General features: G+C 36.1%; 23 protein-coding genes and 1 other RNA gene. 17 read left to right on the top strand and 7 right to left on the bottom strand.

Annotated elements, in window-relative coordinates; all coding sequences use genetic code 11:
- Positions 1-26 precede the first annotated feature (26 nt).
- Together T513_RS0100685 and recU are read right to left on the bottom strand one after the other, a co-directional pair.
- Positions 27-2705: a transglycosylase domain-containing protein gene (locus T513_RS0100685; RefSeq protein ID WP_031588523.1), complete on the bottom strand. Its 2679-nt coding sequence runs from the start codon at positions 2703-2705 to the stop codon at positions 27-29.
- Between the two features lie 2 nt (positions 2706-2707).
- Complete coding sequence (recU, locus tag T513_RS0100680; protein WP_031588522.1) at positions 2708-3304, bottom strand: Holliday junction resolvase RecU; 597 nt, start codon at positions 3302-3304, stop codon at positions 2708-2710.
- Between the two features lie 149 nt (positions 3305-3453).
- On the opposite strand from recU, the gene gpsB reads away from it, so the two are divergent.
- The 12 genes from gpsB (at position 3454) to T513_RS0100625 (ending at position 13623) form a co-directional block, all read left to right on the top strand.
- Positions 3454-3786, top strand: a complete 333-nt coding sequence (gene gpsB / locus T513_RS0100675; RefSeq protein ID WP_029071144.1) for a cell division regulator GpsB — start codon at positions 3454-3456, stop codon at positions 3784-3786.
- Between the two features lie 8 nt (positions 3787-3794).
- Positions 3795-4101, top strand: an RNA gene (gene rnpB, locus T513_RS11865) — RNase P RNA component class B.
- 131 nt (positions 4102-4232) lie between these two features.
- Positions 4233-5156: a helix-turn-helix domain-containing protein gene (locus T513_RS0100670; RefSeq protein ID WP_031588521.1), complete on the top strand. Its 924-nt coding sequence runs from the start codon at positions 4233-4235 to the stop codon at positions 5154-5156.
- A gap of 58 nt (positions 5157-5214) precedes the next feature.
- Positions 5215-5697 (top strand): CinA family protein, encoded by a 483-nt coding sequence (locus T513_RS0100665; protein ID WP_031588520.1) that lies wholly within the window; start codon positions 5215-5217, stop codon positions 5695-5697.
- Between the two features lie 13 nt (positions 5698-5710).
- Positions 5711-6733, top strand: coding sequence for a recombinase RecA (gene recA, locus T513_RS0100660; RefSeq protein ID WP_031588519.1), 1023 nt, complete (start codon positions 5711-5713; stop codon positions 6731-6733).
- Positions 6734-7291 (top strand): TetR/AcrR family transcriptional regulator, encoded by a 558-nt coding sequence (locus T513_RS0100655; RefSeq protein ID WP_029071140.1) that lies wholly within the window; start codon positions 6734-6736, stop codon positions 7289-7291.
- Between the two features lie 167 nt (positions 7292-7458).
- On the top strand, positions 7459-9012 hold the full coding sequence (rny, locus tag T513_RS0100650; protein ID WP_029071139.1) for a ribonuclease Y: 1554 nt from the start codon (positions 7459-7461) through the stop codon (positions 9010-9012).
- Between the two features lie 43 nt (positions 9013-9055).
- Positions 9056-9844: a TIGR00282 family metallophosphoesterase gene (locus T513_RS0100645; RefSeq protein ID WP_029071138.1), complete on the top strand. Its 789-nt coding sequence runs from the start codon at positions 9056-9058 to the stop codon at positions 9842-9844.
- A 120-nt stretch (positions 9845-9964) separates the two neighbouring features.
- Positions 9965-10213, top strand: coding sequence for a hypothetical protein (locus T513_RS0100640; RefSeq protein WP_029071137.1), 249 nt, complete (start codon positions 9965-9967; stop codon positions 10211-10213).
- 80 nt (positions 10214-10293) lie between these two features.
- Complete coding sequence (gene miaB, locus T513_RS0100635; protein ID WP_029071136.1) at positions 10294-11748, top strand: tRNA (N6-isopentenyl adenosine(37)-C2)-methylthiotransferase MiaB; 1455 nt, start codon at positions 10294-10296, stop codon at positions 11746-11748.
- Positions 11732-12052 (top strand): YlbF/YmcA family competence regulator, encoded by a 321-nt coding sequence (locus T513_RS0100630; RefSeq protein WP_051654336.1) that lies wholly within the window; start codon positions 11732-11734, stop codon positions 12050-12052. The genes miaB and T513_RS0100630 overlap by 17 nt, the downstream gene beginning before the upstream one ends.
- Before the next feature lie 62 nt (positions 12053-12114).
- Positions 12115-13623, top strand: a complete 1509-nt coding sequence (locus T513_RS0100625; protein ID WP_031588517.1) for an IMP dehydrogenase — start codon at positions 12115-12117, stop codon at positions 13621-13623.
- Positions 13624-13653: 30 nt separating this feature from the next.
- Here the strand turns inward: T513_RS0100625 and T513_RS0100620 are convergent, their stop codons facing one another.
- A complete protein-coding gene (locus T513_RS0100620) occupies positions 13654-15333 on the bottom strand; it encodes a GGDEF domain-containing protein (RefSeq protein ID WP_031588516.1) in 1680 nt (559 codons plus the stop codon).
- A gap of 303 nt (positions 15334-15636) precedes the next feature.
- Here T513_RS0100620 and mutS point away from each other — a divergent pair, with 303 nt between their 5' ends.
- From mutS to T513_RS0100600, 4 genes are read left to right on the top strand one after another with little or no spacing between them, the layout of a single operon-like run.
- The gene (gene mutS, locus T513_RS0100615) at positions 15637-18141 is read left to right on the top strand and encodes a DNA mismatch repair protein MutS (RefSeq protein ID WP_029071132.1); all 2505 of its coding nucleotides are present in this window, start codon (positions 15637-15639) and stop codon (positions 18139-18141) included.
- 12 nt (positions 18142-18153) lie between these two features.
- Complete coding sequence (gene mutL / locus T513_RS0100610; RefSeq protein ID WP_029072469.1) at positions 18154-19917, top strand: DNA mismatch repair endonuclease MutL; 1764 nt, start codon at positions 18154-18156, stop codon at positions 19915-19917.
- The gene (gene miaA, locus T513_RS0100605) at positions 19917-20837 is read left to right on the top strand and encodes a tRNA (adenosine(37)-N6)-dimethylallyltransferase MiaA (protein WP_031588514.1); all 921 of its coding nucleotides are present in this window, start codon (positions 19917-19919) and stop codon (positions 20835-20837) included. The genes mutL and miaA overlap by 1 nt, the downstream gene beginning before the upstream one ends.
- Complete coding sequence (locus T513_RS0100600; protein ID WP_029071129.1) at positions 20824-21150, top strand: hypothetical protein; 327 nt, start codon at positions 20824-20826, stop codon at positions 21148-21150. The genes miaA and T513_RS0100600 overlap by 14 nt, the downstream gene beginning before the upstream one ends.
- Positions 21151-21160: 10 nt before the next feature.
- Here the strand turns inward: T513_RS0100600 and T513_RS0100595 are convergent, their stop codons facing one another.
- Entirely contained in the window at positions 21161-22441 is a 1281-nt protein-coding gene (locus tag T513_RS0100595) for a replication-associated recombination protein A (protein ID WP_035876420.1), read from the bottom strand.
- Between the two features lie 65 nt (positions 22442-22506).
- On the opposite strand from T513_RS0100595, the gene dtd reads away from it, so the two are divergent.
- Positions 22507-22956 (top strand): D-aminoacyl-tRNA deacylase, encoded by a 450-nt coding sequence (gene dtd / locus T513_RS0100590; RefSeq protein ID WP_031588512.1) that lies wholly within the window; start codon positions 22507-22509, stop codon positions 22954-22956.
- 151 nt (positions 22957-23107) lie between these two features.
- Here dtd and T513_RS0100585 read toward each other — a convergent pair whose 3' ends face one another.
- The 3 genes from T513_RS0100585 to T513_RS12110 form a co-directional block, all read right to left on the bottom strand.
- Positions 23108-24253: an RNA-guided endonuclease TnpB family protein gene (locus T513_RS0100585; RefSeq protein ID WP_031588511.1), complete on the bottom strand. Its 1146-nt coding sequence runs from the start codon at positions 24251-24253 to the stop codon at positions 23108-23110.
- A complete protein-coding gene (gene tnpA / locus T513_RS0100580; RefSeq protein WP_031588509.1) occupies positions 24234-24650 on the bottom strand; it encodes an IS200/IS605 family transposase in 417 nt (138 codons plus the stop codon). Before tnpA ends, T513_RS0100585 begins: the two co-directional genes overlap by 20 nt.
- Positions 24651-24822: 172 nt before the next feature.
- Positions 24823-25041: a hypothetical protein gene (locus T513_RS12110; RefSeq protein WP_155266045.1), complete on the bottom strand. Its 219-nt coding sequence runs from the start codon at positions 25039-25041 to the stop codon at positions 24823-24825.
- Positions 25042-25073 lie beyond the last annotated feature (32 nt).

Below are 25073 nucleotides of genomic sequence, written 5' to 3'. Positions count from 1 at the left end.
AAAGGAGAATCAACCGATTCTCCTTTTTAGTCTTCTGTTGTTTCTTCAGTTGTGTTTGACTGTACCTTGAAACTAAATGATCCAAGCGATTTTGTAGAACCATCACTTGTTGTTTCAGTAAGTGTTACAGTATAGCTTCCACCAGGCTGAAGACCACTGAATGTAGTGCTTCTTCCAGCAGTGATTGTATTGCTGGCAGTTCCTGAACCAGAAAGACGAATTGTAACCTGGTTTGAAGAATCACCTGATGTTCTTACGGTAATTGAGCTACCAGTAATAGTAGAACCATCGGATACACGTGAACCATTTGATGAAACGCTGTAAGATGTCTTTTCTGTAGAAGATTTCTTAGTAGTAATAGTTCTAGAAACCTTATTAGAAGTACCAGAACCATTTGACCATGAATAGAATCCTACAACACGGTAAGTCTTATTGGCTTCAGGTGTGAAACCAAGAGTAGCGGAAGAAGAACTCAAGGACTGTGAGTGAACAAGAGTGCTTCCTTCGTAGACTTGAACACGGTAGACAACATCTCCGCTTGTAACCATTGAACGTGGATCATAAGAACTAAATGTAACTCTGATCTGATTATCATCAGTTACGCTAGCACTAAATGAAGATAATGTAGAAAGTGTATCTGCACTTGTTTCATTTGAACTTGAACCAGATGGTGTATGTCCTTTAACGAACCATGCAGTAATGACTTTCTTGCCATTCTGATAAGTAGTATAGCTGTTTCTAGGTGCTTCATATGGGTAAGTACCCTGAACCATCTTAGCCTGAACTACTGAACTTGGTGTTTCATAAGAATGTTTAGCTTTACGTTTAGATAATAGATTTGCGACTTTAGCAGCAATTAACTTAGACTGGTTAGTACCGCTGATATATAAACCATGCTTACGCTGGTCACTATCAGTATATCCATTCCAGAATGCCCATGAGTAATCTTCAGAGAAACCGCAAAGCCAGTTATCTTTTGATTTACCTCTAGGAATACCTGGAACTTTACCATCATGGTTGGTAGTACCAGTCTTAGCACCGATATTGTAGCCAATATCAAAGGCTGAATAATCTTTTTCATCCTTGACATAAGTTGTCATGATTTCTCTTAGCATGAAGGCTGCATAATCAGCCATAGCCTGCTTGCTGTCAGATTTTAATCTTTCATCAACATTAATTGTTTCACCAGTTGTATTAACAACAACCTTCTTGATAGTATGTGGCTTAATATAAGTACCACCATTAGAAATAGCAGCATAAGCACCAGCCATTTCAAGTGGAGTCGTACCGTATGACCAACCACCGATTGCATAGGCAAGTGAGAATGTTTCTTTATCCATCTGGAAACCTAAGCCTTTTAGATAATCGATAAGCTTCTGTTTACCTGTCTTTTTCCATACATCATTTAAGGCATGGATCGCAGCTAAGTTCCAAGATTTACCTAATGCTTCATAAAGTGTAACATCACCGTGGATTTTTCTATCCCAGTTCTTTGGTGTCCATCCACCTTTAGAGTAAGTAGAGTCATCGGCCATATGACCAGTTGACCAGTATAGATATTCAAATGCAGTAGCATAATCTAGAATAGGCTTGATTGAAGAACCTGGCTGATGACGATCAGAGAAGGCATAAGAATAGTTGCCGACCTTGAAATCACGTCCAGATAATAATCCAAGAATACGTCCAGTTGCACTTTCCTGAACGACCCCACCAGTCTGCATATATTTGTTAGGGAAAGAATAGTTCTTTCCTGAAGCAATATCATCAAGATACTGCTGTACTTCGGTATCTAGATAAGTGTAGATTGTAACATTGGTCTTGCTTGGATCAATGCCCCAATCAGATTTAAGTTCTCTTGTAACACGGTCAACATAAGCAGCGTATTTCTTGCTTTGCTTAACTGGATTCTTTTGAAGCGTATTTGCTAAAGGAACCTTCTTTGTGGCTTCACAAAGCGAATCGCTGATATAACCATGTCTCTTCATTAAGTTTAAGATCACATTACGACGATTTTCAGAACGCTGGTAAACATAATAAACATCATCGAACACTGGGTTGTTTAATGAACCTGCAAGATAAGCAGCTTCAGGTAATGTCAATTGAGATGGAACCTTGTTGAAATAGTACTTGCTTGCAGCATAGATTCCAACAGTGTTTTCCCCTCTACCAAAATAGATCTTATTTAAATAAAGTTCTAGTATCTTCTGTTTAGTTGTCTGCTGAGTAGCCTGAATAGAAAGAATTGCTTCCCCAAGCTTTCTTTGCATTGTCTTTTTTTCTTGAGGATAGTAAGTTTTCTTCATCAGCTGCTGAGTGATAGTAGAGCCACCACCACCAACACCGATATGGGTGATGTGGCCGATTGTCGCTTTAATAATACGAGGTAAGTCGAAACCATCGTGGACGAAGAAACGTGAATCTTCGGCTGAAACTATGGCATCAACCATAACTTCTGGAATCTCTGAATACTTCGTATATTTCCCTTGTGCAGAGCCATATGTATAGTACGTTTTCCCATTTTCGCTAACCTGACTAGAAGTGGCTGTTGTTGTTAAGTTGTTGATGTCAAAGTCTTTAATCTGTGAATAGACTGAGGCTGTGAAGTAAACAGCAAAACTTGCAATCAAGACGCAAACTGCTAATATGGCAGCGATGATTAAACGTCGCTTGGCTTTCTTGTTCAGTTTGACTTTCTTTGTCTTCATTATTATGAATCCTCCTTAAGGTAAAACTCATCTAAAATTTTAAGATAGTCTAGACGAGGTTGAAATCCTTGTTTAATGAGATGACCAAGTTGCTTGATTTCCTCATAAGAGATGGATTTCTTACTCGCATGGCAGTAACGATCTACAATGTAGGATGCATCAATGAGATAGACCTCATTGATTGAAGTGAATGCAATAATCAAGAAGGCAATGCCTCCATGATGAATAACACGATCAAGATGTCTGATCTGATGATCGGAGATATTCTTAAAAGGAAAATTGTCAACCTTCGTTTCCTTGGCTTCAAAATCTACATATTTTCCTTTATATAACCCATTGTAGTCAGTTGTAGATGGCTTACGATAATAAGCTTCTACAATTTTTGCAGCACTTCGTTTTGGATAGTCCACCTTAACAATCTGAACGGGAATAGGTTTCTTGTAGATGACCGCAATGTCATTTTCAAGATAGTAGGAATTAGAAAGATTAATATCTTCTTCCAAGTTCATTCCACGATAAGCTGTATAATGCCGGCTTTCCCCTTTTAAAGGCTGCAAGCACAAATGTGTCACTTTCTTTTTATTAGGATACTTAACCATACGTTTCTCCTTCTGACTTATTATACCAATATTTTATGGTCATGGCTATAAAAAAAGAGGGGAGAACACCTCATAAACAGTAAAGAATAAGATTTTGCTTGCATTTCTTGTCTTTTTTTGTAAAATGATTATCAGGGAGTGAAGAGTATATGGAAAATAAGATTAAGTTAAGTCCAAAGAAAATCGTGAATAAGCAGTTTCAGATCGATTCTAAAGGCTACAATGCCAATGAAGTTGATTATTTTTTAGATGTTGTTGTGGCTGATTATGAAAATTTTGCCGCTATGCTCAATCGCGCATATGATGAAATTGATACATTGCAGAAAACAGTATCTAAATTGAAAGCGCAAGTTCAGTCCTATGAAAATAATGCAAAAGCAGAGAGTGCTAAAAATATTGAATCTCAGATGGAATCGAATGTTGATTTGTTAAAAAGACTTTCTCAGTTGGAAAAAGAAGTCTATAGTAAGAAATCTGAATAGCGTCTGCGAGAATCAATCGCTAGAAGTAGAGGAAAGTCCGTGCTATCACGAGCTGTGATGCTCGTAGTGTTCGTGCTAGGCCCAATAAGCCTAGGCAACGCAAGTTGACGACGGCGATGCTCCTAAGTCTTTGATATGGAGCTAGCCATAAAGTGCCACAGAGACTATGGCTTAGCGAAAGCTAAGAGTGAAAAGTTGGTAAACTCCGCGAGGTAGAAACCCAAATTTGGTAGGGGAGTCTGATGGAAGGAACTGAACTGACATCAGGTAGGAAACTAAGAGAAATGATTGGTTGAAAAACAGAACACGGCTTACAAGAGCAGACGTAAACACGATATATTATCGTGTTTTTTCATTTATAGTCATGATGTAAAACTTTTCTTTGACGTTGTCAAAACTCGAGTTTTATGTTTTAATTAATATGTTAATCATAGACGGAGGTCATTATGAATAATTTAGGTGAATTAATAAAACAGAAAAGGCTAGAAAAAGGGCTAACAATTGAACAGCTTTCAGAAAAAACTATGCTTTCTATTGCAATCCTTAAGGATATTGAAAGTGGAGCATTTAATCGCTATGAAGGTGATGAAATGTATGTTCGCATGTACTTAAGAAAGCTTTGTAAAGTACTTGATATGGATGTTGATGAGGTTACTGCTTCTTATTTAGCTTTAACTGAAGAAATAAAAAAAGAAGAATTAGAAAAAGCAGCTAAGGCTGTTGAAGCGCAAAAGGAAAAAGTTCAGAACAAGAATAATTTCCAATTTGAAAGACCTAATTACAATGGGAAAAATAATGTCTATAGAGACAAGAGTCACCTCAAATTTATTCGTGCTGGTATTATTTGTGTTGTTGTCGCCTTGATTGTTGCTGTAGCGTATACTGCTATCAAGTCATTGCCAGCGGGATCATCATCTGAATCTACACAGCAGTCGACTACTGGTAGTGTTAAGACTACTAAGAAGAAGGAAACTAAGAAAAAGGAAACAGCTCCTGTAAAGGAAGAAAAAGAAGAAAAGAAAGAAGCTACTGTTTCATTTAAGTCGCTTTCTTCAAGTACGCGTTATCCTATGTATCAGGTAAATGTATCTGGTGAAACGGACAAGATTACTGTTAAGGTTGTCTTTGGTAAGAAAAGTTGGGCAGGATTCTATGTTAATGGCGTAGCTTCATCGAAGTTTGAAAATAGAACATATAAGGCAGGTGAAACTGTCACAGCTAAATTGAATGCTGCTAAGTTTAAAAAATTAAAGATTGTTAATGGTCGTTCTACTGATACTAAGTACTATATTAATGATAAAGAAGTACCGTTGACAAATGCACAGAAAAACGCTAAGACTTCGACATTGACAATTGTAAAGAAGAACTAATAAAAAATCGTATGGCAGTCTTGTGTCATACGATTTATTTTTGTAAAGGAGATTTGTGATGAAAGAATTAGCAAAGATGCTTATTGATGCACATTTATCTATTTCTAGTGTAGAATCATTTACGGTAGGACATTTTGCGAGCCGCATTGGCATGAACCCAGGTATTTCGAAAGTATACCGTGGTTCGATTGTCAGCTATCAGACGATGATTAAGCATAAAGTGGTGGGCATCGATCAAGATTTAATTGATAAATACGGCGTTGTTTCAAGTCAGATTGCCAAGGAAATGTGTCTACATGGACAAAAAATCTTTGATAGTGATATATGCATTTCCTTTACAGGAAATGCTGGACCGGATGCTATGGAAGGAAAACCGGTAGGACTTATTTATATTGGCATTGCTTATCTTGATCACGTTTCTGTTTTTGAATATCGTCTTTCTGGTAAACGTGAAGATATTGTAGAAAAAGCATTACAGCTTGGTATTGATAATCTTAAAAATGAAATAAAGAAAAATACATCATCAGCGTGTATAGAATGATAGGAGGAGAATTATGGCAAAAGAGAAAAAGAGTGTTAGCGTCAATGTTGAGAATAAAGAAAAAGCGCTAGATGACGCTATTAAGCAAATTGAAAAGAAATTTGGTAAAGGGTCTGTCATGAAGCTTGGTGATCGTGCTTCAGTGGATGTTGATGTTATCCCTTCTGGTTCATTGACATTAGATCTTGCTTTAGGAATAGGTGGATATCCTAAGGGACGTATTATTGAAATCTATGGTCCTGAATCAAGTGGTAAGACCACATTGACTTTGCATGCAATTGCAGAATGTCAGAAGCAAGGCGGCAAGGCAGCGTTTATTGATGCAGAACATGCCATTGATCCTGTCTATGCTAAAAATCTTGGTGTTGATGTTGATGAACTGATCTTATCTCAGCCAGATAGTGGTGAGCAGGGGCTAGAGATTGCAGAAATGCTTGTACGTTCAGGTGTTATTGACCTGGTTGTAGTCGATTCTGTTGCAGCGTTGGTGCCACAGGTTGAACTTGATGGAGAAATGAGCGACCAGAATATGGGTCTTCAGGCAAGACTTATGTCCAAGGCTTTAAGAAAGCTTTCAGGTATTATGAACAAGACAAGCTGTACAGTTATCTTTATCAACCAGTTAAGAGAAAAGATTGGGGTAATGTTTGGTAATCCTGAAACAACTACAGGTGGTCGTGCTTTAAAATTCTATTCTTCAGTAAGAATTGAAATTAGAAGAAGTGAACAGATCAAAATTAGTGGTGATGTTGTTGGTAATAAGGCCAACATTAAAGTTGTTAAAAATAAGGTGGCCCCACCATTTAAGACAACTCAGGTTGATATCATCTATGGAAAAGGTATTTCTCATGATGGAGAAGTGCTTGATTTAGCGACTCAGTATGACATTATTGAAAAATCTGGGGCTTGGTATGCCTACAAGGGAGAAAAGATTGGTCAGGGACGTGAAAATGCGAAATCTTATCTTAATGATCATCCTGAAATCATGGAAGAAGTGGAGACACAGGTACGTGCCATCATGATGGGAGAAGAGTAGATGCACGATACGGAAGAAGTGCTTCTCAAGGGTTTCTTTGATTTGCTTGATGAGAAGACTATGGATAAGATTACTATCCAGGATTTAGCTGATTATTGTCATGTTAATCGTAATACGTTCTATTATCATTTTGATAATATCTATGATCTATTAGAGAAGCTTTTTTTAAGACAGACACAGGCGGCATTAAGCTATATTGAAGAGGGCGAAAGCTTTGAAAACTGTATGAGAGCTATCATTGATTTTGTATTGTGTAATCAAAATCGCGCCCGTCATATGATTTCATCCTCCTATGATGAGCGTATGACGACATTGCTTGGTGATAGTTTCTATACGATTGTGAAGGCTTATCTTGAAAAATACTATATCATTGAAGAAGATGAGAAAGACAACGAGGAGTTTTTGCTGAATTTCTGTCGTTTTGCTTTTGTTGGCATGATGATGCAATGGATTGAAGATGGCATGGATGAAGATGCTTCTTCACAATTTGTAGATCAGCTTGTCAGATATACTGGATCAAATCTTGATATTGCATTTAAACAAAGAGAGAATGTGTAGACATTCTCTCTTTGTCATATTAAAGAAAAAGAAAGGGTATTAATTTATTTATTTGACATAAATGAGTTTATTCTAGAAATGTGTGAGTATTGAAATTGATGAATAAATCATATATAATTGATATGGTATTTTAATTACCTCAAAAAATCATAGGAAGGAAGAATGGCATGGAAAAATATGTATTCCTTGTTCTGGTTTTTGTTATAGGTATCATTTTAGGTATTATCATCAAAAATGTATATACTAGCATTAAATTATCAAAGGCGAAAGATGAAGCCAAAAAGATTGTTGATGATGCAAACGCTAAAGCAGATAATATTATCAAAGAAGCGAATTTAGATGCAAAGACTCAAGCTTATGAATATAAGCTACAGTCAGAAAAAGAAATTAAAGCTGAGCGTCTAGAACTGACAAAATTTGAAAATCAGCTATCTCAGAGAGAACAGAATATTGATCGAAGAGATATCGCGTTACAAGGAAAAGAGGATATCCTTGATTCGAAAAACCAACAATTAGATAAGAAACAAGCAGAACTAGGTAAGTATGAAGAGCAGCTTAAACATCAGATTGATGAAAAGGTTGCTGAACTTGAAAAAATTGCTGCGATGTCAGCACAGGAAGCAAAGAAGGAACTGTTTGAACAGGTAAAGGTACAGATGGAAAATGAAGTCACTGCCTATATCAAGGAACAGGAAGAAGAAGCAAAAACAAAGGCTTCACTCTTTGCAAAAGATATTATCGCTAATGCGATAAATCGCTATTCTCAGGAAGAAGTAACAGAACGTACTGTTAATGTTGTTTCTTTACCTGGTGAAGAAATGAAAGGGCGTATCATTGGTCGTGAAGGTAGAAACATTCGTGCTTTTGAAAGTGCTACTGGCGCTGAATTGATCATTGATGATACACCGGAAGTTATTACTGTGTCGTGTTTTGATCCAGTAAGACGAGAAATTGCCAGAATGGCTCTTGAAAAGTTAATTAAGGATGGTCGTATCCAGCCTGGAAGAATTGAAGAAGTTGTCGAAAATACGAAGAAGGAAATCGACGATATCATCTATAAGGCAGGGGAAGATGCGGTCTTTGAACTTGGTCTTTCTAAGATGAAGAAAGAAGAAATCCGTATGATCGGTAAACTTAAGTATCGTACAAGCTACGGTCAGAATGGTTTACAGCATTCGGTAGAAGTTGCACATTTCGCAGGCATCATGGCTGCTGAATTAGGTATTAACCAGCAGTTGGCCAAACGTGCAGGATTACTTCATGATATTGGTAAAGCCATGGATCATGAAATGGAAGGAAGCCACGTTGAGCTTGGTGCTAAATTTGCTAAACGTATGGGTGAAAATAATATTGTCATCAATGCGATTGCGTCTCACCACGGAGATGTCCCAACTGAATCAGTTGTTGCAGTGTTAGTATCTGCTGCTGATACGCTTTCTGCCGCTAGACCAGGAAGCCGTAGTGAAACAATTGAAAACTATATTCAGAGACTTGAAAAGCTTGAAGAAATTTCTAAGAGCTTTGATGGTGTTGATACAGTCTTCGCTATTCAGGCAGGACGTGAAGTGAGAGTTATTGTCAACCCAGAAAAAGTTGATGATCTCAAATCACATAAACTTGCAAGAGATATCAAGGAAAAGATTGAAAATGAACTTACTTATCCAGGACATATCAAGGTCACTGTGATCAGAGAAGTTCGCGCAAATGAAATTGCAAAATAAGATAGGACTTTTCCTATCTTATTTTTTGTAAAGAGGATGTTATATGAAAATATTATTTATCGGAGATGTTTTTGGAAAGACGGGAAGACAGGTGCTTTCTAGATATCTTCCTCAAGTAAAAAAGAAATACAATGTGGATATGGTTATTGCTAATGGAGAAAATGTTTCTCATGGTAAAGGACTTATTCGCAAGCATTATGATGAAATGGTATTTGAAGGCATTTCATTGATCACAATGGGAAATCATACTTATGCAAAAAGAGAACTATTTGATTATATCGATGATGCTGATCGATTGATTGTCCCATTAAATAAACCTAGAAGTCTTCCCGGAGTAGGAAGTCGTCAGATTGAAATCAAGGGGAAGAAGGTCCGTGTGACTAATCTTTTAGGATTGACTTTTATGGATGGCAAGTCTAACAATCCATTTGAAGTGATTGATGATCTTCTATTAGAAGATGACAGTGACATCCATATTGTCGATTTCCACGCTGAAACGACAAGTGATAAGATTGCACTTGGGTATTATCTAGATGGACGTGTATCGGCTGTTTTAGGTACGCATACGCATGTTCCTACTGCAGATGAAAAGATCTTATCACAAGGAACAGCTTTCCAGTGTGATGTAGGTATGACTGGTCCTTATGAATCTGTTATCGGCTGTGAAAAGGAAACAATCATTAAACGTAATTTAACGAGTCTTATGACACCATTTAGGGTGGCAGAAGATGAAGGGCAGTTCTTAGCTACATTGCTTACTTTTGATGATCATACAAATAAATGTACGGATATTATGCGTATTCGTATTGATAAGGATCATCCGTTTCAATAACATGACAGGCAAGAAATTGCCTGTTTTTTTCTGAAATAGAAATAAATTATGAAAGTGTTTTCTTTTTAATAAAACTGCACTATAATAAAGGTGTCGAAAATATATAAGGGGGAAGTAATAATGGCAACACATAAAATTTTAATGCAGACAGCACAGGTACAGAAACTTATTGATTTCTTTGATGGATATGAAGATGATAAAATCAAATGCAAATATATTTCAAAGAAAGGTATCAAAGCTACTTTTGATGTAGAATCTGAATTATCTGCAGATGAAGCAGCAGGACATTGCAAGAGTTTATTTAAAAACACACCAGCTGGTAAAGTATTATATTTCTCAATCCAGCCAGAAGGATTCTTTGGTAAATAGGAATATGAATAAGAACTGAAAAGTTCTTATTTTTTTTATGTTGAAGATTTGTTATAATAACGCCGAAAGAGAGGAATAATATGAAAAAAGATTATAGTGAATATTTTAAAGGCCCTTCTTTAAAAGATGCAAGAAAACGTGGAAAGACTGATGTAAGACGTCTAGATAACGTTTTTGAAATTCCTCCAGATATGGTTGGTATCGGTAAAGGGCGTTCTTATTTTATACAGACATACGGCTGCCAGGCTAATGAGAGAGATACAGAAGTTCTTTCTGGTATTCTTGAAACAATGGGTTATCGTAAAGCCGATGATGTCAAGGATGCACAGGTTGTATTGCTTAATACATGTGCAATCAGAGAAAATGCTGAAGAAAAAGTATTTGGTAAGATTGGCTATCTTAAGAATGTGAAGAGAGAGCATCCTGATATTATTTTTGGTGTTTGTGGATGTATGGCTCAAGAAGAAGTCGTTGTTGAAAAGATTCGCAAGAAGATGAAACAAGTAGACTTGATCTTTGGTACACATAATATTCATCGTTTGCCTCAGCTTCTTAAGCAGGCTATGCTTGAAAAAGAAACTGTTATTGAAGTTTGGAGCAAAGAGGGAGATGTTATTGAAAATCTTCCTAGTACACGTGCGAAAGATAAGAAAGCATGGGTTAATATCATGTATGGATGCAATAAGTTCTGTACATACTGTATTGTCCCTTATACAAGAGGTAAGGAACGTTCTCGTTTAATGGAGGATGTTTTAAAGGAAGTACAGGAATTAAAGGATAAAGGCTATCTTGAAATTAATCTGTTAGGACAAAATGTCAATTCTTATGGTAAAGATCTAGATACTGATTATAATTTTGCGACATTGTTAGAAGAAGTCGCAAAGATCGGTATTCCTAGAGTAAGATTTATGACTAGTCATCCTTGGGACTTTTCTGAGGACATGATTCAGGTTATCGCAAAATATGATAATATCATGCCATTTATTCATTTGCCTGTTCAATCAGGGAACTCAGATGTTTTAAAGATCATGGGTAGAGTCTATACAAGAGAACAGTACTTAAAGCTTTTTGATCGTATTAGAGAAGTGATGCCTAAGTGTGCTATCACGACTGATATTATTGTTGGTTTCCCAAATGAAACAGAAGAACAGTTTGAAGATACATTAAGTCTATATGATCATTGTCAGTACGATTTAGCTTATACTTTCGTCTATTCTGCAAGAGAAGGTACACCTGCAGCTAAGATGATTGACAATGTGGATATTAAGACAAAAGAAGCTAGACTTCAGCGTCTTAATGAAAAAGTTAATTATTATGCAGGTATTGCTAATAAGAAATATATTGATACTGTACAGAAAGTATTGGTTGATGGACCAAGCAAGAAGAATCCAGATATTCTTTCTGGATATACAGAAACAAATAAGCTTGTAAACTTTAAAGGAAATCCAGAACATATTGGAACTATTGTGCCAGTAAAGATTACAGAAGCTAAGACTTGGACACTTGAGGGTGAAGAGGTTGTCAACGAAGGATAAGGCACAGCTTATTAATGACTATCTTTTAAGTAAAGAGGAAGTTATCGCTTATAAGCAGTATGAGTCATTGCTTAAGGATCATCCAGAGATTAAGGAGATGGAGGATGAGCTTAAGGCAATGCAGAAGGAATTGACAAGAAGAAAGGTCAGAGATGAGGAGATATCTGATCTTTATGAGGAGTATCTAACGAAAAAGAAAGCATTTGAAGAGCATCCTCTTATTGTGAATTACCTTAATGTGAAAGAAGAAGTGAATGCACTTCTTCTAAATGTAGAAGATCTCATTAATAACGAATTGTCATAACATATTGACTAATTTGCTGTTATTTATTATAATTGGGAAAATTTATATTTAAGGAGAACATTATGGCATATTATTACGACGAACCATCACATACATTCAGTGAGTATTTGTTAGTTCCTGGTTACTCAGGACCAGACTGCATTCCGGGCAATGTTAGTCTTAAAACACCATTGGTGAAATTTAAAAAAGGAGAAGAACCTTCTCTTTCATTAAATATCCCTCTAGTGTCTGCAGTTATGCAGGCTGTATCAGATGACAAAATGGCTGTTGCACTTGCTAAAGAAGGTGGGGTTTCCTTCATTTACGGTTCACAGTCAGTTGAAGATCAGGCTGAAATGGTAAGAAAAGTTAAAGCTTATAAGGCTGGCTTTGTAACTAGTGATTCTAACTTAAGTCCTGATAATACATTAGAAGATGTATTAGCACTTAAAGAAAAAACTGGTCATTCTACAATGGCTGTAACTGAAGACGGGTCTGCAAACGGTAAACTTCTTGGTATTGTAACAGGAAGAGATTATCGTGTCTCACGTATGGATAAAGAAGAAAAAGTTTCTTCATTCATGACTCCATTTGAAAAGCTTGTAGTTGCACATAAAGATGTAACTTTAAAAGAAGCAAATGATATCATCTGGGATAATAAGCTTAATGCATTACCAATCGTTGATGATCAGCAGAATCTTGTATATTTCGTATTCAGAAAAGATTATGAAACAAGAAAGACTCATCCAGATGAATTATTAGATGAACAGAAGAGATACGTAGTTGGGGCTGGTATCAATACAAGAGATTTCGCTACACGTGTTCCTGCACTTGTAGAAGCTGGTGTAGATATCTTATGTATCGATTCATCTGAAGGATATACAGAATGGCAGAAAATTACTATCGAATGGATCAGAGAACATTACGGTGACAAAGTAAAAGTTGGTGCTGGAAATGTCGTAGATGGCGAAGGATTCAGATTCTTAGCAGAAGCAGGTGCTGATTTCGTTAAGATCGGTATCGGTGGAGGATCAATCTGTATCACTCGTGAAACAAAAGGTATCGGTCGTGGTCAGGCTACTGCTACAATTGAAGTTGCAAAAGAAAGAGATAAATATTTCGAAGAAACTGGTATCTATGTACCAATCTGTTCAGATGGTGGTATCGTTTACGATTACCATATGACTCTTGCTTTAGCAATGGGTTCTGACTTCATCATGTTAGGTCGTTACTTCTCAAGATTTGATGAATCTCCTACTAATAAAGTTATGGTTAACGGACAGTATATGAAAGAATACTGGGGTGAAGGATCTGCAAGAGCTCGTAACTGGCAGAGATATGACCTTGGTGGGGATAAGAAGCTTTCTTTCGTAGAAGGTGTTGATTCTTATGTACCATATGCTGGTCCATTAAAAGACAATGTTGCTTTATCATTAAGCAAGATGAAACACACAATGTGCAACTGTGGTGCTTTAACAATTAAAGAATTACAGGAAAAAGCTAAGATTACATTAGTATCTTCTACTTCTATCGTAGAAGGTGGAGCACATGACGTAGTATTAAAAGAAAATACTCCAAACCAGAATCAGTAATAATAAAGACGCATGATTATCATGCGTCTTTTAATTTCTTCTTTCATTTTCATGTGTTTCATAGTACTTGTTCTTCATATAATACATGCGATGATCAGCTAAGGAGATAACCTGACTAAAATCATTGTTGCACTCAAAGCTGTAGGCAATACCATATGAGGAAGTAAGCGGATAATCTTTATGGTGAGAAGCTTTATATTCCGCTTCTTCGAAGTTTTCAAAGAGACTATTGATTTTCTCCTGATTACAATGATTATAGACAATAATAAATTCATCTCCCCCCATTCTGGCGATCATGTTCGCATCATTAAAATGAGATTTGAGGAAAGTTGCAAATTCTAAAATAAACATATCGCCAGCAACATGGGAGAAGTTGTCATTGACAAATTTAAGTCCATTCAAGTCAAAATAGATAATTGTATATTTATTTGTTTCATGAATAATTTCAGAAATCTTTTCATTAAAATAAGTACGATTTCTAAGTTTAGTCAATGAGTCCGTATAGGCAATTTCCTGCCATGTAGTCTCTTTTATCTGAACACGAATGATTTCTTCATTCCTAATAGCAAAGGCGTAGACCATTAAAATAATCAAAACCAATAATCCATATTGTGTATATGTAGAACCAATATGAGTTTCATTAGCAATAAGATAACGTTCGATGTTGTAGCGCAGTACATCCAAAATACCAAATGCAAAATGAACGATAAATGCGAGCGCTACAATACGTTTGCTTGTTTTCCAGTTGCTATCTAAATAAAGTGCAATAATGAAGACAACATTTGTAATTGCTTCAAAGAGCTGGAATATCACAAGCGGAGCTTGAATGCTGAAGAAATTGAGATAAGAAAAAACAATAATGAATACAGAGAAGCAACTCATAAAAATGAGCATTGGGTAAATCTTTTTGCAATATTTATTATCTCTAATAAAGGAGTATTGTAATAAGGAAAAGGCAATACCGGATAGATATAATGAATAAAATTCAGCATACGTATTAATAAAGTGATTAGTTAAAAATACCTGAATGATCTTTGTGCAACAAAGAATCCAGATGCCTCCAAGCAGACTGTAGAGCCCAATCGCAAACACTTGGTAGAGAGTACGTATTAACGAAGAAGCCAGGGCAATCAGGATGATTCCAAGTAAAATAAGAAAGCTTGCCAGCAGCAAAGTCTGAGGAGAATCCTTGATTATCGTTTCATTCAATGTACCACTTTTTATTAATCTAAAGTCCGCAATATTTGTAAAAGGATCATTGATCGATGGTTCTACTACAATTTTTAAATCCTGCATTTCATTGCTTTTAGAAAGTGGAATCTCAAGTACTGCCATCGGTACAAATTTCTTCTTTTCATGATAAGTATACGTTAGCTTTTTATTTTGATAGAGTTTAACTGCACTGAATGGGACATTGACCATTAAAGAAGTATCATTTTTGTTAATCATCTTTTTTGTAGAAAAAGTAATTACATCATTATTATGAATATGATTAAAGCGATAATTACTTATTCGTCCGTGATAAACGACTTTATCATTTACTGAAATATGCCAGAATGAAGAAAACTTATCATATGTTTCGTGAAATGGTGTTAGAAAGCTCATAAAAAACCAGAGAAAAGCTACGAGTGCGATAATGAGACCTGTAAACAGCCAAACTGTGTTTAATTTCTTTTTTTCTTGGGAGTTATCATCTAGTTTAAAATTCATAAAAACACTCCTTAATAATATCAAATTGAATCTCTATTTATATTATAATGTCATAAAAAAGTAAAAACCACTAAATAGTGGCGGTGCATAGAATCTTTTGAGTTTTAATGAGTTAAATAAGCAGAAAGATCTATTCTTAAATTTTAATATGATATCATGAAGATATTTTAGAAAGAAAGAATGAGAAGAGATTCATTTTTTATTTGAAAAAATCATCTTTTTTTACATCTCTATAAAAGGAGAAATGTGCTTAAAACGAAGTAGAGATTATGTTATAATATGATAGTTTTAAGGAGGCTTAACATGGCTAAGAAAAAAGAAAAATATTCACCGATGATGACAAAGTATCTTGAATTAAAAAAAGATTATCAGGACAGCATCGTCTTCTATCGATTAGGAGATTTTTATGAGATGTTTTTTGATGATGCCATTGTGGCTTCAAAAGCATTGAATATTGCATTAACAGGAAAAAACGCTGGTGTGAGTGAACGTGTACCAATGTGTGGTGTACCGTTCCATTCAGCACAGGGATATATTGAAGACCTTGTCAAGATGGGACATAAGGTTGTTATTGTAGAACAGCTGACTGACCCTAAAGCTTCAAAGGGACTTGTAGAACGTGGTGTTGTACAGATTGTAACACCGGGAACTATTATGGATCTTAAGCTTAATGAGAAAGTCAATCACTTTATCGGTGCCCTAGGTATCTTTGATTTTCATTACACATTAGCATACGCTGATATTTCTACAGGAGAGTTCTATTGTCTTAATCTTGAAAAAGATGATCGTAAATTAAAGAATCAGATTGAAACATTGGATCTTAAGGAATTAGTAATGAATCAAGATGGTTATGAAGATGATTCTTTAATGATCTCTCATTATGATAATGAACATATTCAAGATAAATATAAAAAACTATTTGAAGGCGTAAGTGACCTAAAAGAAATCAAGGTGGCAAGCAACCTTCTTAACTACATGCTAGAAACACAGAAGCGTGATTTAGACTACATTCAGCCATTGACTGAAGTTGATCAGCAGAACTATGTAGTTCTTGATGCTTCTACAAAAAAAGCCTTAGAGTTAACAAAAAACAGCAATCAGGAAAAATATGGGACATTGCTTTGGCTATTGGATCATACGCACTCAGCTATGGGTGGAAGAATGCTGAAAAGCTGGATTGATCATCCTTTACTTAATAAAGACGCTATAGAAGAACGTTTAGATATGGTAGAAATCTTTGTAGATAATCTTATTGAAAGAGAAACTATCAAGGATATGATCAATGAAATCTACGATATTGAAAAATTAGCAAGTCGTATTGCCTTTGGCAATGTTAACGCGAGAGACTTAAAGTGGATTGCTTCTTCTCTTCAGGTAATTCCTGAATTAAAACATCAGCTGTTATCATTAGAAAATGAGAAGCTTAATAAGCTAGCTGAACAGCTATTGGATTTAACACCAATTACTGAGCTTATTGAAAGTGCTATTGTGGATAATCCACCACTTGTGATCAAGGAAGGCAATATTATCAAAGAAGGCTATTCCGCTGAACTTGATGAATATCGTGATGCCAAAAAGAACGGTCAGAACTGGCTTAGAGAATTTGAAGAAAAAGAAAAACAGCGTACTGGTATTCAGAAGCTGAAGATTGGCTATAATAGAGTCTTTGGCTATTATATCGAAGTAACAAAGAGTCAGCTTAATCTTGTAAAAGATGAGTTCAACTATACAAGAAAACAGTCGCTCACAAATGCAGAACGTTTTATTACTCCTGAACTTAAGGAGATGGAAGATAAGATTCTTTCTGCTCAAGATCGTATTGTATCATTGGAATATGAAATCTTTTCTCAGATCAGACAATATATCAAACAGTATGTTCATATGATACAGGATGTCGCTAAAGTTGTTGCGAAGGTGGATGTCTATATTTCATTAGCGATTGTGGCTTCTTCTAATAGATATGTAAGACCAACATTTAATGATGAACATCGTCTTCATATTGTAGAAGGAAAACATCCAATTGTAGAAGAAGTTATTTCTTCAAAGAACTATATCGCCAATGATGTAGACCTAGATGAAAAGAATCGTATCATGATGATTACTGGTCCTAATATGGGTGGTAAATCAACATATATGAGACAGGTTACTTTAACTGTTTTAATGGCCCAGATGGGATCATTTGTACCGGCTAGAGAAGCAGATCTGCCAATCTTTGATCAGATCTTTACAAGAATTGGAGCATCTGATGATCTTGTTTCTGGACAGTCTACATTCATGGTAGAAATGCTTGAAGCCAACAACGCTTTACGTTATGCAACTGAAGATTCATTGATTATCTTTGATGAAATCGGTAGAGGAACAGCGACCTTTGATGGTATGGCACTTGCTCAAGGAATCGTAGAATATATTGCCAAGAAGACGAAAGCATTGACTTTATTTTCTACTCATTATCATGAATTAACATTAATGAATAAAGATCTAGGTATCAAGAATGTCCATGCGAGTGCAGATGTTTCTAATGATTCTATCAAGTTCCTTTATAAGATCAAAGAAGGGGCAACAGGACAATCATATGGGATCAATGTTGCTAAGCTAGCCAAGCTTCCTGATGAAGTCATTGCCCGCGCTAAAGTCATTCTTGATTCTTTACAGGACAATAACATGGAAACAAAGCTAGAAGCATCTTCAAATACTGTTATTGTAGAAAAAGAAAGTGCTGCAGAAAAAATGCTTTCACAAATTGATCCAATGCAGCTTTCACCAATTGATGCACTATCAACACTTATTGAATTAAAGAAACTATTATAAGAGGGAGATATCATGGCAAAGATTCGACAGTTATCAGAAGATACAGCCAATAAGATTGCGGCAGGGGAAGTTGTAGAACGCCCTGCGAGCGTCATTAAGGAACTTGTAGAAAACAGTATTGATGCTTGTGCTCATAAGATTGATGTAGAAGTCGTTGAAGGTGGCGCTACGCTTATGCGCATTATCGATGATGGAGTAGGCATGAGTGAAGAAGATGCCCAGATGTGCTTCTCTCGTCATGCTACAAGCAAGATTGTAGATGACCATGATCTCTTTAATATCACAACATTAGGATTTAGAGGGGAAGCTATCCCTTCAATTGCATCAATTTCAAAGTTTACATTAGAAACATGTGAAAAGGATGTAGGTACAAGAGTCTCTTATGAATTTGGCAAGAAAAAAAGTGTCGAAAGATGTGCCATGAATAAGGGAACATGCATAACGGTAGAACGCATCTTTCAGAATGTGCCCGCACGTCTTAAGTATTTAAAGAGCGTGAATGCGGAATTTGCGGCGATCTATACTTATATTGAACGTCTTTCTCTTGCTCATCCAGAAATTGCCTTCACTTTAACTCATAATAATAAGCTGATTTATTCTACCAATGGATCAGGATCATTGCTTGAAGTGATCGCTGAAATCTATGGTGTATCGACAGCCAAGAATATGATGGAAGTAGATTTTGGTAATGAAGAATTCCATATTTCAGGCTATATTTCTAAGATTGAGGAATCAAGAGCATCTAAGAATCATATTATTACACTTGTTAATGATCGTTATGTCCGTAATATGAAGACCATCAATACAATCAATGATGTCTATCGCAATTATCTTCCTGAAAAAAGATTTCCAATAGCGATCGTACATATTGATGTCGATCCTTATCTAGTAGACGTCAACGTACATCCTGCTAAGCTAGAAGTACGTTTCTCTAAAGAAATGGCTTTAAAAGAAGTCATCACTGAAGGGATAGAACAGGCTTTAAAGACAGTTCATGAAACACCTGTACAGGAAGTAGAAGAAAAACCCACTTTTAAAGTGCAACATGAACAAATGCTATTTAAGCTAGAAGAGGATGTTCCTTCTTTAATAAAGATGCCTACTCCTACTTATCATGTAGAAGAAAAACATGAAGAAGAAAAAGAAGTTCCTATCAAGGAAGAAAAGCCTATCGTAAAAAAAGAAGTAAAACCTTTAAAAGAAAAAATCTATGCGAAAGGGCAAGTTCGTGGGACTTATCTTATAGGAGAAAATGAAAAGGGCATGTATCTTATTGATCAAAAAGCTGCTCAGGAAAGAATCAACTATGAAAAATATCAGGAACATTTTGCCTCTTCATCGTTGGATATTCAGCCATTGACAGTACCTTTGATCTTTGAATTCACAGAAAGTGAATTCATGATTCTTGAAGAAAACAAAGATAAGCTAGAAATGATTGGTATTAATCTAGAATCATTTAGTAGAAATACATTTACATTAAGAAGTCTTCCTTCATGGATGACACAGATTGATGAAAAACATTTTATTGAAGACATGTGCGAAAAAATATTAAATGATGAAGATCTCAATCTTTTAGAATTAAGAGATTATGCAATCATCGCATTGGCTTCTAAATTCTCAGTTGATCGTAACACATATTTAAGCACTGCTGAGATGCAGGCAATCATGGATCAATTGATGCGCTGTGATAATCCATATGTGGATGCTTCAGGAAAACCAACACTCATTTTCTATAGTGATCATGAGTTATTAAAAATGTTTAAGAGGATAAGATAATGGAAAAAGTGATTGTGATTGTAGGACCTACTGGTGTCGGCAAGACAGCTTTAGGTGTGGCACTTGCCAAACAATTGAATGGGGAAGTCATCAGTGGGGATTCCATGCAGATCTATAAACGTATGGATATCGGTACAGCGAAGGTCACTGAAGATGAAATGCAAGGGGTCGTACACCATCTTATTGATATCAAGGAACCTTCTGAAGAATATAGTGTCACTGAGTTTCAAGAAACTGTCAGAGCCTGTATTGATGATATCGTAAAAAGAGGAAAGCTTCCTATTATTGTTGGAGGAACAGGACTTTATATTAAAGCAGTCCTTTATGATTACACATTTGAGAAATGTGATAGTGATCCTAAGAAGATGGAAGAGAAGTATAAGGATTATTCTAATGAAGAACTTTATGAACGATTAAAAGAAGTAGATCCTGGTGCTACGCGCAATATTCATCCTAACAACCGTCGCCGTGTCTTAAGAGCTATTGAAATCTTTGAGACAACTGGAAAACGCAAGAGTGAAATGGAAGATGCACAGCGTCATGAAATGATTTATGATGCAACCTGCATTGGACTTACTCTTGATAGAGAAAAACTTTATGAACGCATTGATAAACGTGTAGATATCATGATGGAAAATGGACTTGAACAGGAAGTCAAATCATTGATTGAAGAAGGATGCAAACCTACTTATCAGTCAATGAGAGGAATCGGCTATAAAGAATGGTTTGAATATTTTGAAGGACGTTCTTCAAAAGAAGAAGTCATTGCCCTTATTAAAAAACATTCCCGTAATTATGCGAAAAGACAGTTTACATGGTTTAATAATCAGATGATGGTAAACTGGTATGAAGTTAATGTGGAACATTTTGAAAAAACGGTCAATAAAGTAAAGGAGGATCTCATCAATGGATATGAATAGCATTATCAGTTATGCCACAATTGCGGTAGGTGTATGGCTTGTATATTGTGGATACAGATTGATTACAACATTGGATCTCAGATCATTTTATGATCCAAAATCATATGATCATATCCCTGATAAAAACCGTAAAGAGTATGCTAAAGGATTAGGAAAGATTCTTTGTGTATTCGGTATTGATCTTATCATTACTAATGTTCTATTCTTTTTTAAAGGTGATATCATCTTCAATATTGCCATGTTCTTCCTGATTCTAGGACTTTTGGGTACCATTATAGCTATTGTGATCTTAAATAAGAAATATGAAAAATAAAAGAGACATATCAATGTGACGATGTCTCTTTTTTTCTTCTTTTTAATCCCTTTAGATCATTGGTACGTCCATGTTTTAAAATACGCTGATAATTGTCAGTCAATGATTTTTCATAAGGACTTGTAAGCCAAGGAACATAGAATTGTTCATTCTTGATTTCATCAGGAAGATATTGAATATATTCCCATAAATCAGGACGACCATAATCATACTTCTCATCTTCTTCTAATCCAACAGGGGTCAAAGAAAGATAATGGGGTGTAGGGTGTGGGTTATTTCTTACTGATGCAAGCGCACTGTCAATGGCGTTCTCACTTGATTTTGATTTAGGAGAAAGTGCCAATTCAATGACTGATTGAGCAAGCGGAATACGGGCTTCAGGAAAGCCGATGACCTTGGCAGCCTGGAAAGCCATCACTGTACGCATGCAGGCGTTGGGATTGGCAAGACCAACCTCTTCATAGGCAATAGTACAAAGACGTCGCTCTAGTGATTCCATGTCATTGGCTTCAATCAGTTTGGCAAGATAATACAAGGCACCATTGACGTCGCTGCCACGAATAGATTTCTGGAGTCCTGACAAAGTATCGTAATATTGATCTTCATCTTTATCAAATTGCGCATTGGCATGTGGCAATGCACGTTTGGCTTCTTTTAATGTGATATGCCCATCATCAACGATAATGGAAGCAGTCTCTAAGGCATTGTAGGCATAGCGAATGTCCCCTGATGACATCTTAGCGATAAAGCGATAGACATCTTCATCAATCTCAAATTTATTGTTAAGTCCTTTTTCGCTTTGTGCACCTCTTTTTAATCCTTCGATGACATCTTCTTCTTTTAATGGCTTGACTTTAAGTATCTGACAGCGAGAACGAATTGCTGGATTGATGGAATGGTAAGGATTGGCGGTTGTACATCCGGCAATGATCAGCAAGCCGCTTTCGATATGCGGAAGGAGATGGTCCTGTTTGTCTTTATTTAGTCGATGAACTTCATCGATAATAACAAATAGTCCATCACTCATTTTTGCTTCAGCAATGATCTGATCCATCTGTTTCTTATTGCCTGTTGATGCATTAAAAAGACGATAAGGTATGTCTAGATCATGAGCAAGCGCGCTCGCTAGCGTGGTCTTTCCACATCCTGGTGGACCATAAAGGATGATGGAAAGAGGATGTTTCTTTTTTACAAATTGTGTGAGTATTGCTTTTTTACCAATGAGATGTTCCTGCCCAAGAACTTCATCTAGTGTAGATGGTCTCATATTGTGTGCAAGTGTTGTGTGAATCATGGACTTCCCCCTTTGTTTATGGCATACTGATTATAACATTTTTTTAAAGGAAGTAAATGCGGATGAAAGTTATACTACAAAGAGTGACACACGCCTCATGTGTTGTGGATGAACAGGTGACTGGTGAAATAAAAGATGGATACATGGCATTAGTAGGAATATCGACAGAAGATCAGAAGGATGTTCTTGAGAAGATGGCAGACAAAGTCGTCAATCTTCGCGTCTTTAGCGATGAAGAAGGAAAAATGAATCGTTCACTGTTAGATGTCAAAGGAGAAATTTTGTCCATTTCTCAATTTACGCTTTACGCTGATGCAAAAAAGGGAAGACGACCAAGCTTCACGCATGCGGCTAAGCCCGATGTATCTTTGCCAATGTACAATCAGTTTAATGAATTATTAAAAGCAAAAGGGGTTCATGTAGAAACAGGAATCTTTGGTGCAGATATGAAGATTTCATTGTTAAATGATGGACCTGTCACTATCATTCTTGATAGTGATCAGCTATTGTGAACTACTCCGACTTAATGCTACGCATTTGAAGTCGGAGCTTCCTGCTTCAACCATTACTGCATTGACTACGATGATACGCAACTCAATGTCTTACACAATGTCCACAGGCGTATAAGTTAGGGCTATTCCATCCCTACTGTATATTTAATGTTTAGGCTACTGCAAAAGATTCGTTTAGTATACGTAATCCCTCATGTAAGATATTAATAGCAGCGTTCTGGTCACGGCTTATTGTAAGACCGCAATCACATTTCATTGTGCGAATTGTGAGATTTTTCATCTCAGGATGTATCTTTCCACAACAATGGCATATTTGTGATGACGGAAACCACTTATCTACTTTTACAAGATATTTGTTTCTTTCTGATAACTTATATTCAAGCATTGACAGAAACATTCCGTATCCATTATCAAGAGTAGCTTTACCATTACCAAAACCATTATTTGACATAGATTTCATGTTCAGAGATTCTACGCATACAACATCGTACTGATTGGCTATCTCAGTAGATATTTTATGCAGATTATCTAATCTCTGATTAGCGATATGTCTATGTATTTTGTTTACTTTGCGGAGTTGCTTTAGGTAATTATTGGATTTGATTTCATGCTTTTTAGAGCCTTGCATACGTGACAGCCTACGTTGTGATTTAGCAAGCTTATCATGGCTTTCATGATAGTATTTGTGATTTGTACCAACGTTACCATTATTATCTACATACAAACCGTCAGAAGCATAATCTAGACCAATACAGTTATTCGTGTCTGCCACATAGGTATTTTTACTATCTGCAATCTCAAACAATACGGAAATATAGAACTTTCCATCAGATTCCTGTGATACTGTAGCTGATTTGACTATCCAGCTATCATTAGGCTTACGATGGATAACTGTCTTCACATGACCGATTTTAGGGAGTCTAATGCTGTTATCATTAATGGCGACAGTACCATGCTGATTGTTTGTAGTATATGACTTACGGCTGCGTTTTGCAGATTTAAATTTAGGAAATCCGTTGTTTTTCTTACGGGATTTGCCAAAGCAGTTCTTGAAAGCGCTTTGTAAGTTTAGTTGTACATTCGCTAAAGCAAGACTGTCTACTTCCTTGAGATATAGATAATCCTTTTTGTATTTGGCAGGTGTTACAGTAACAAACTTGCCTGTAGACTTGTAGCTCTCAATTTTATCTGCGAGCATAAGATTCCACACTTTACGGCAACAACCGAAGGTCTTGGTAAACATAACACTTTGTTCAGTTGTAGGATATGCTCTATACTTAATGGCTCTGTTTGTCATCTTTCTTACCTTGGGATTGTATATATTGCTTGATAATATCTACGGTAGCACCGCCTGTGGTCAGCAGACAAAAACTCTGTGACCAGAACATCTCTTTCCAAAGAGATTTACGTATCTGAGGAAACTCTTTCTTGATAAGTCTGCTGCTTGCAGATTTATACGCATTAATAAATTTACTTATCTCTGTGTTAGGTTGTCCTCGGAATACGATATGTACATGGTCAATATCATAATTCCATTCCTCTAACGTAATGTTATACGTAGGGGCAATCTTCTCAAAAATCTCTTTGAGACGGCTTGAGATTTTGTCATCTATCACCTTATTGCGATACTTTACGCACATGATAAGGTGATAACGCAGCATGAACACTGAATGATTATTATTGTCTAATTTCATAATATTTATAACCTTTATTATACATACGACTGATTTACAATTATATTATAATATCATCAGATACAAAAGTCAAGAAACACCGTGTTTATCGCAAGAAATCCCCCCACCTCTATAGGTGGGGGATTTCTTGCTCATGGCGTGTTAAAAAGATGTTTCGTAATGAAACATCTTTTTATTTATATTCTTCCTTATCCACCCATTTTTTCATATTCCAGAATAGCTTGATAAAGGCAGCAATGAGAAGTAGGGAGAAAAAAATAATTAAGAATAAAGAGGCGTTTGATTTAAGGCTTGAATATAAACCGATGACACAAGTGAGAATTAAACACACACTAGCAGCAACGGAATATAATCTAACAGCTTGAGAAGCATTTTTATGAGTGAGTTTCATTGTGTCACACCATCCTTTCTATATACATTATA

Source organism: Kandleria vitulina DSM 20405 (genome assembly GCF_000702065.1).
Classification (GTDB): domain Bacteria; phylum Bacillota_I; class Bacilli_A; order Erysipelotrichales; family Coprobacillaceae; genus Kandleria; species Kandleria vitulina.
Note: the sequence above shows the minus strand (reverse complement) of the source record. Positions and strands in the feature narration are given on the sequence as shown.

What these genes read in the sequence shown, in the direction of transcription:
- dtd (WP_031588512.1), top strand. Translation starts at nt 22,507, where the DNA reads ATGAAAGTTATACTACAAAGAGTGACACACGCCTCATGTGTTGTGGAT.
- T513_RS0100655 (WP_029071140.1), top strand. Translation starts at nt 6,734, where the DNA reads ATGCACGATACGGAAGAAGTGCTTCTCAAGGGTTTCTTTGATTTGCTT.
- miaA (WP_031588514.1), top strand. Translation starts at nt 19,917, where the DNA reads ATGGAAAAAGTGATTGTGATTGTAGGACCTACTGGTGTCGGCAAGACA.
- T513_RS0100665 (WP_031588520.1), top strand. Translation starts at nt 5,215, where the DNA reads ATGAAAGAATTAGCAAAGATGCTTATTGATGCACATTTATCTATTTCT.
- miaB (WP_029071136.1), top strand. Translation starts at nt 10,294, where the DNA reads ATGAAAAAAGATTATAGTGAATATTTTAAAGGCCCTTCTTTAAAAGAT.
- T513_RS0100585 (WP_031588511.1), bottom strand. Translation starts at nt 24,253, where the DNA reads ATGACAAACAGAGCCATTAAGTATAGAGCATATCCTACAACTGAACAA.
- tnpA (WP_031588509.1), bottom strand. Translation starts at nt 24,650, where the DNA reads ATGAAATTAGACAATAATAATCATTCAGTGTTCATGCTGCGTTATCAC.
- T513_RS12110 (WP_155266045.1), bottom strand. Translation starts at nt 25,041, where the DNA reads ATGAAACTCACTCATAAAAATGCTTCTCAAGCTGTTAGATTATATTCC.
- gpsB (WP_029071144.1), top strand. Translation starts at nt 3,454, where the DNA reads ATGGAAAATAAGATTAAGTTAAGTCCAAAGAAAATCGTGAATAAGCAG.
- T513_RS0100600 (WP_029071129.1), top strand. Translation starts at nt 20,824, where the DNA reads ATGGATATGAATAGCATTATCAGTTATGCCACAATTGCGGTAGGTGTA.
- T513_RS0100620 (WP_031588516.1), bottom strand. Translation starts at nt 15,333, where the DNA reads ATGAATTTTAAACTAGATGATAACTCCCAAGAAAAAAAGAAATTAAAC.
- T513_RS0100640 (WP_029071137.1), top strand. Translation starts at nt 9,965, where the DNA reads ATGGCAACACATAAAATTTTAATGCAGACAGCACAGGTACAGAAACTT.
- mutL (WP_029072469.1), top strand. Translation starts at nt 18,154, where the DNA reads ATGGCAAAGATTCGACAGTTATCAGAAGATACAGCCAATAAGATTGCG.
- T513_RS0100625 (WP_031588517.1), top strand. Translation starts at nt 12,115, where the DNA reads ATGGCATATTATTACGACGAACCATCACATACATTCAGTGAGTATTTG.
- recA (WP_031588519.1), top strand. Translation starts at nt 5,711, where the DNA reads ATGGCAAAAGAGAAAAAGAGTGTTAGCGTCAATGTTGAGAATAAAGAA.
- rny (WP_029071139.1), top strand. Translation starts at nt 7,459, where the DNA reads ATGGAAAAATATGTATTCCTTGTTCTGGTTTTTGTTATAGGTATCATT.
- T513_RS0100645 (WP_029071138.1), top strand. Translation starts at nt 9,056, where the DNA reads ATGAAAATATTATTTATCGGAGATGTTTTTGGAAAGACGGGAAGACAG.
- T513_RS0100670 (WP_031588521.1), top strand. Translation starts at nt 4,233, where the DNA reads ATGAATAATTTAGGTGAATTAATAAAACAGAAAAGGCTAGAAAAAGGG.
- T513_RS0100685 (WP_031588523.1), bottom strand. Translation starts at nt 2,705, where the DNA reads ATGAAGACAAAGAAAGTCAAACTGAACAAGAAAGCCAAGCGACGTTTA.
- recU (WP_031588522.1), bottom strand. Translation starts at nt 3,304, where the DNA reads ATGGTTAAGTATCCTAATAAAAAGAAAGTGACACATTTGTGCTTGCAG.
- mutS (WP_029071132.1), top strand. Translation starts at nt 15,637, where the DNA reads ATGGCTAAGAAAAAAGAAAAATATTCACCGATGATGACAAAGTATCTT.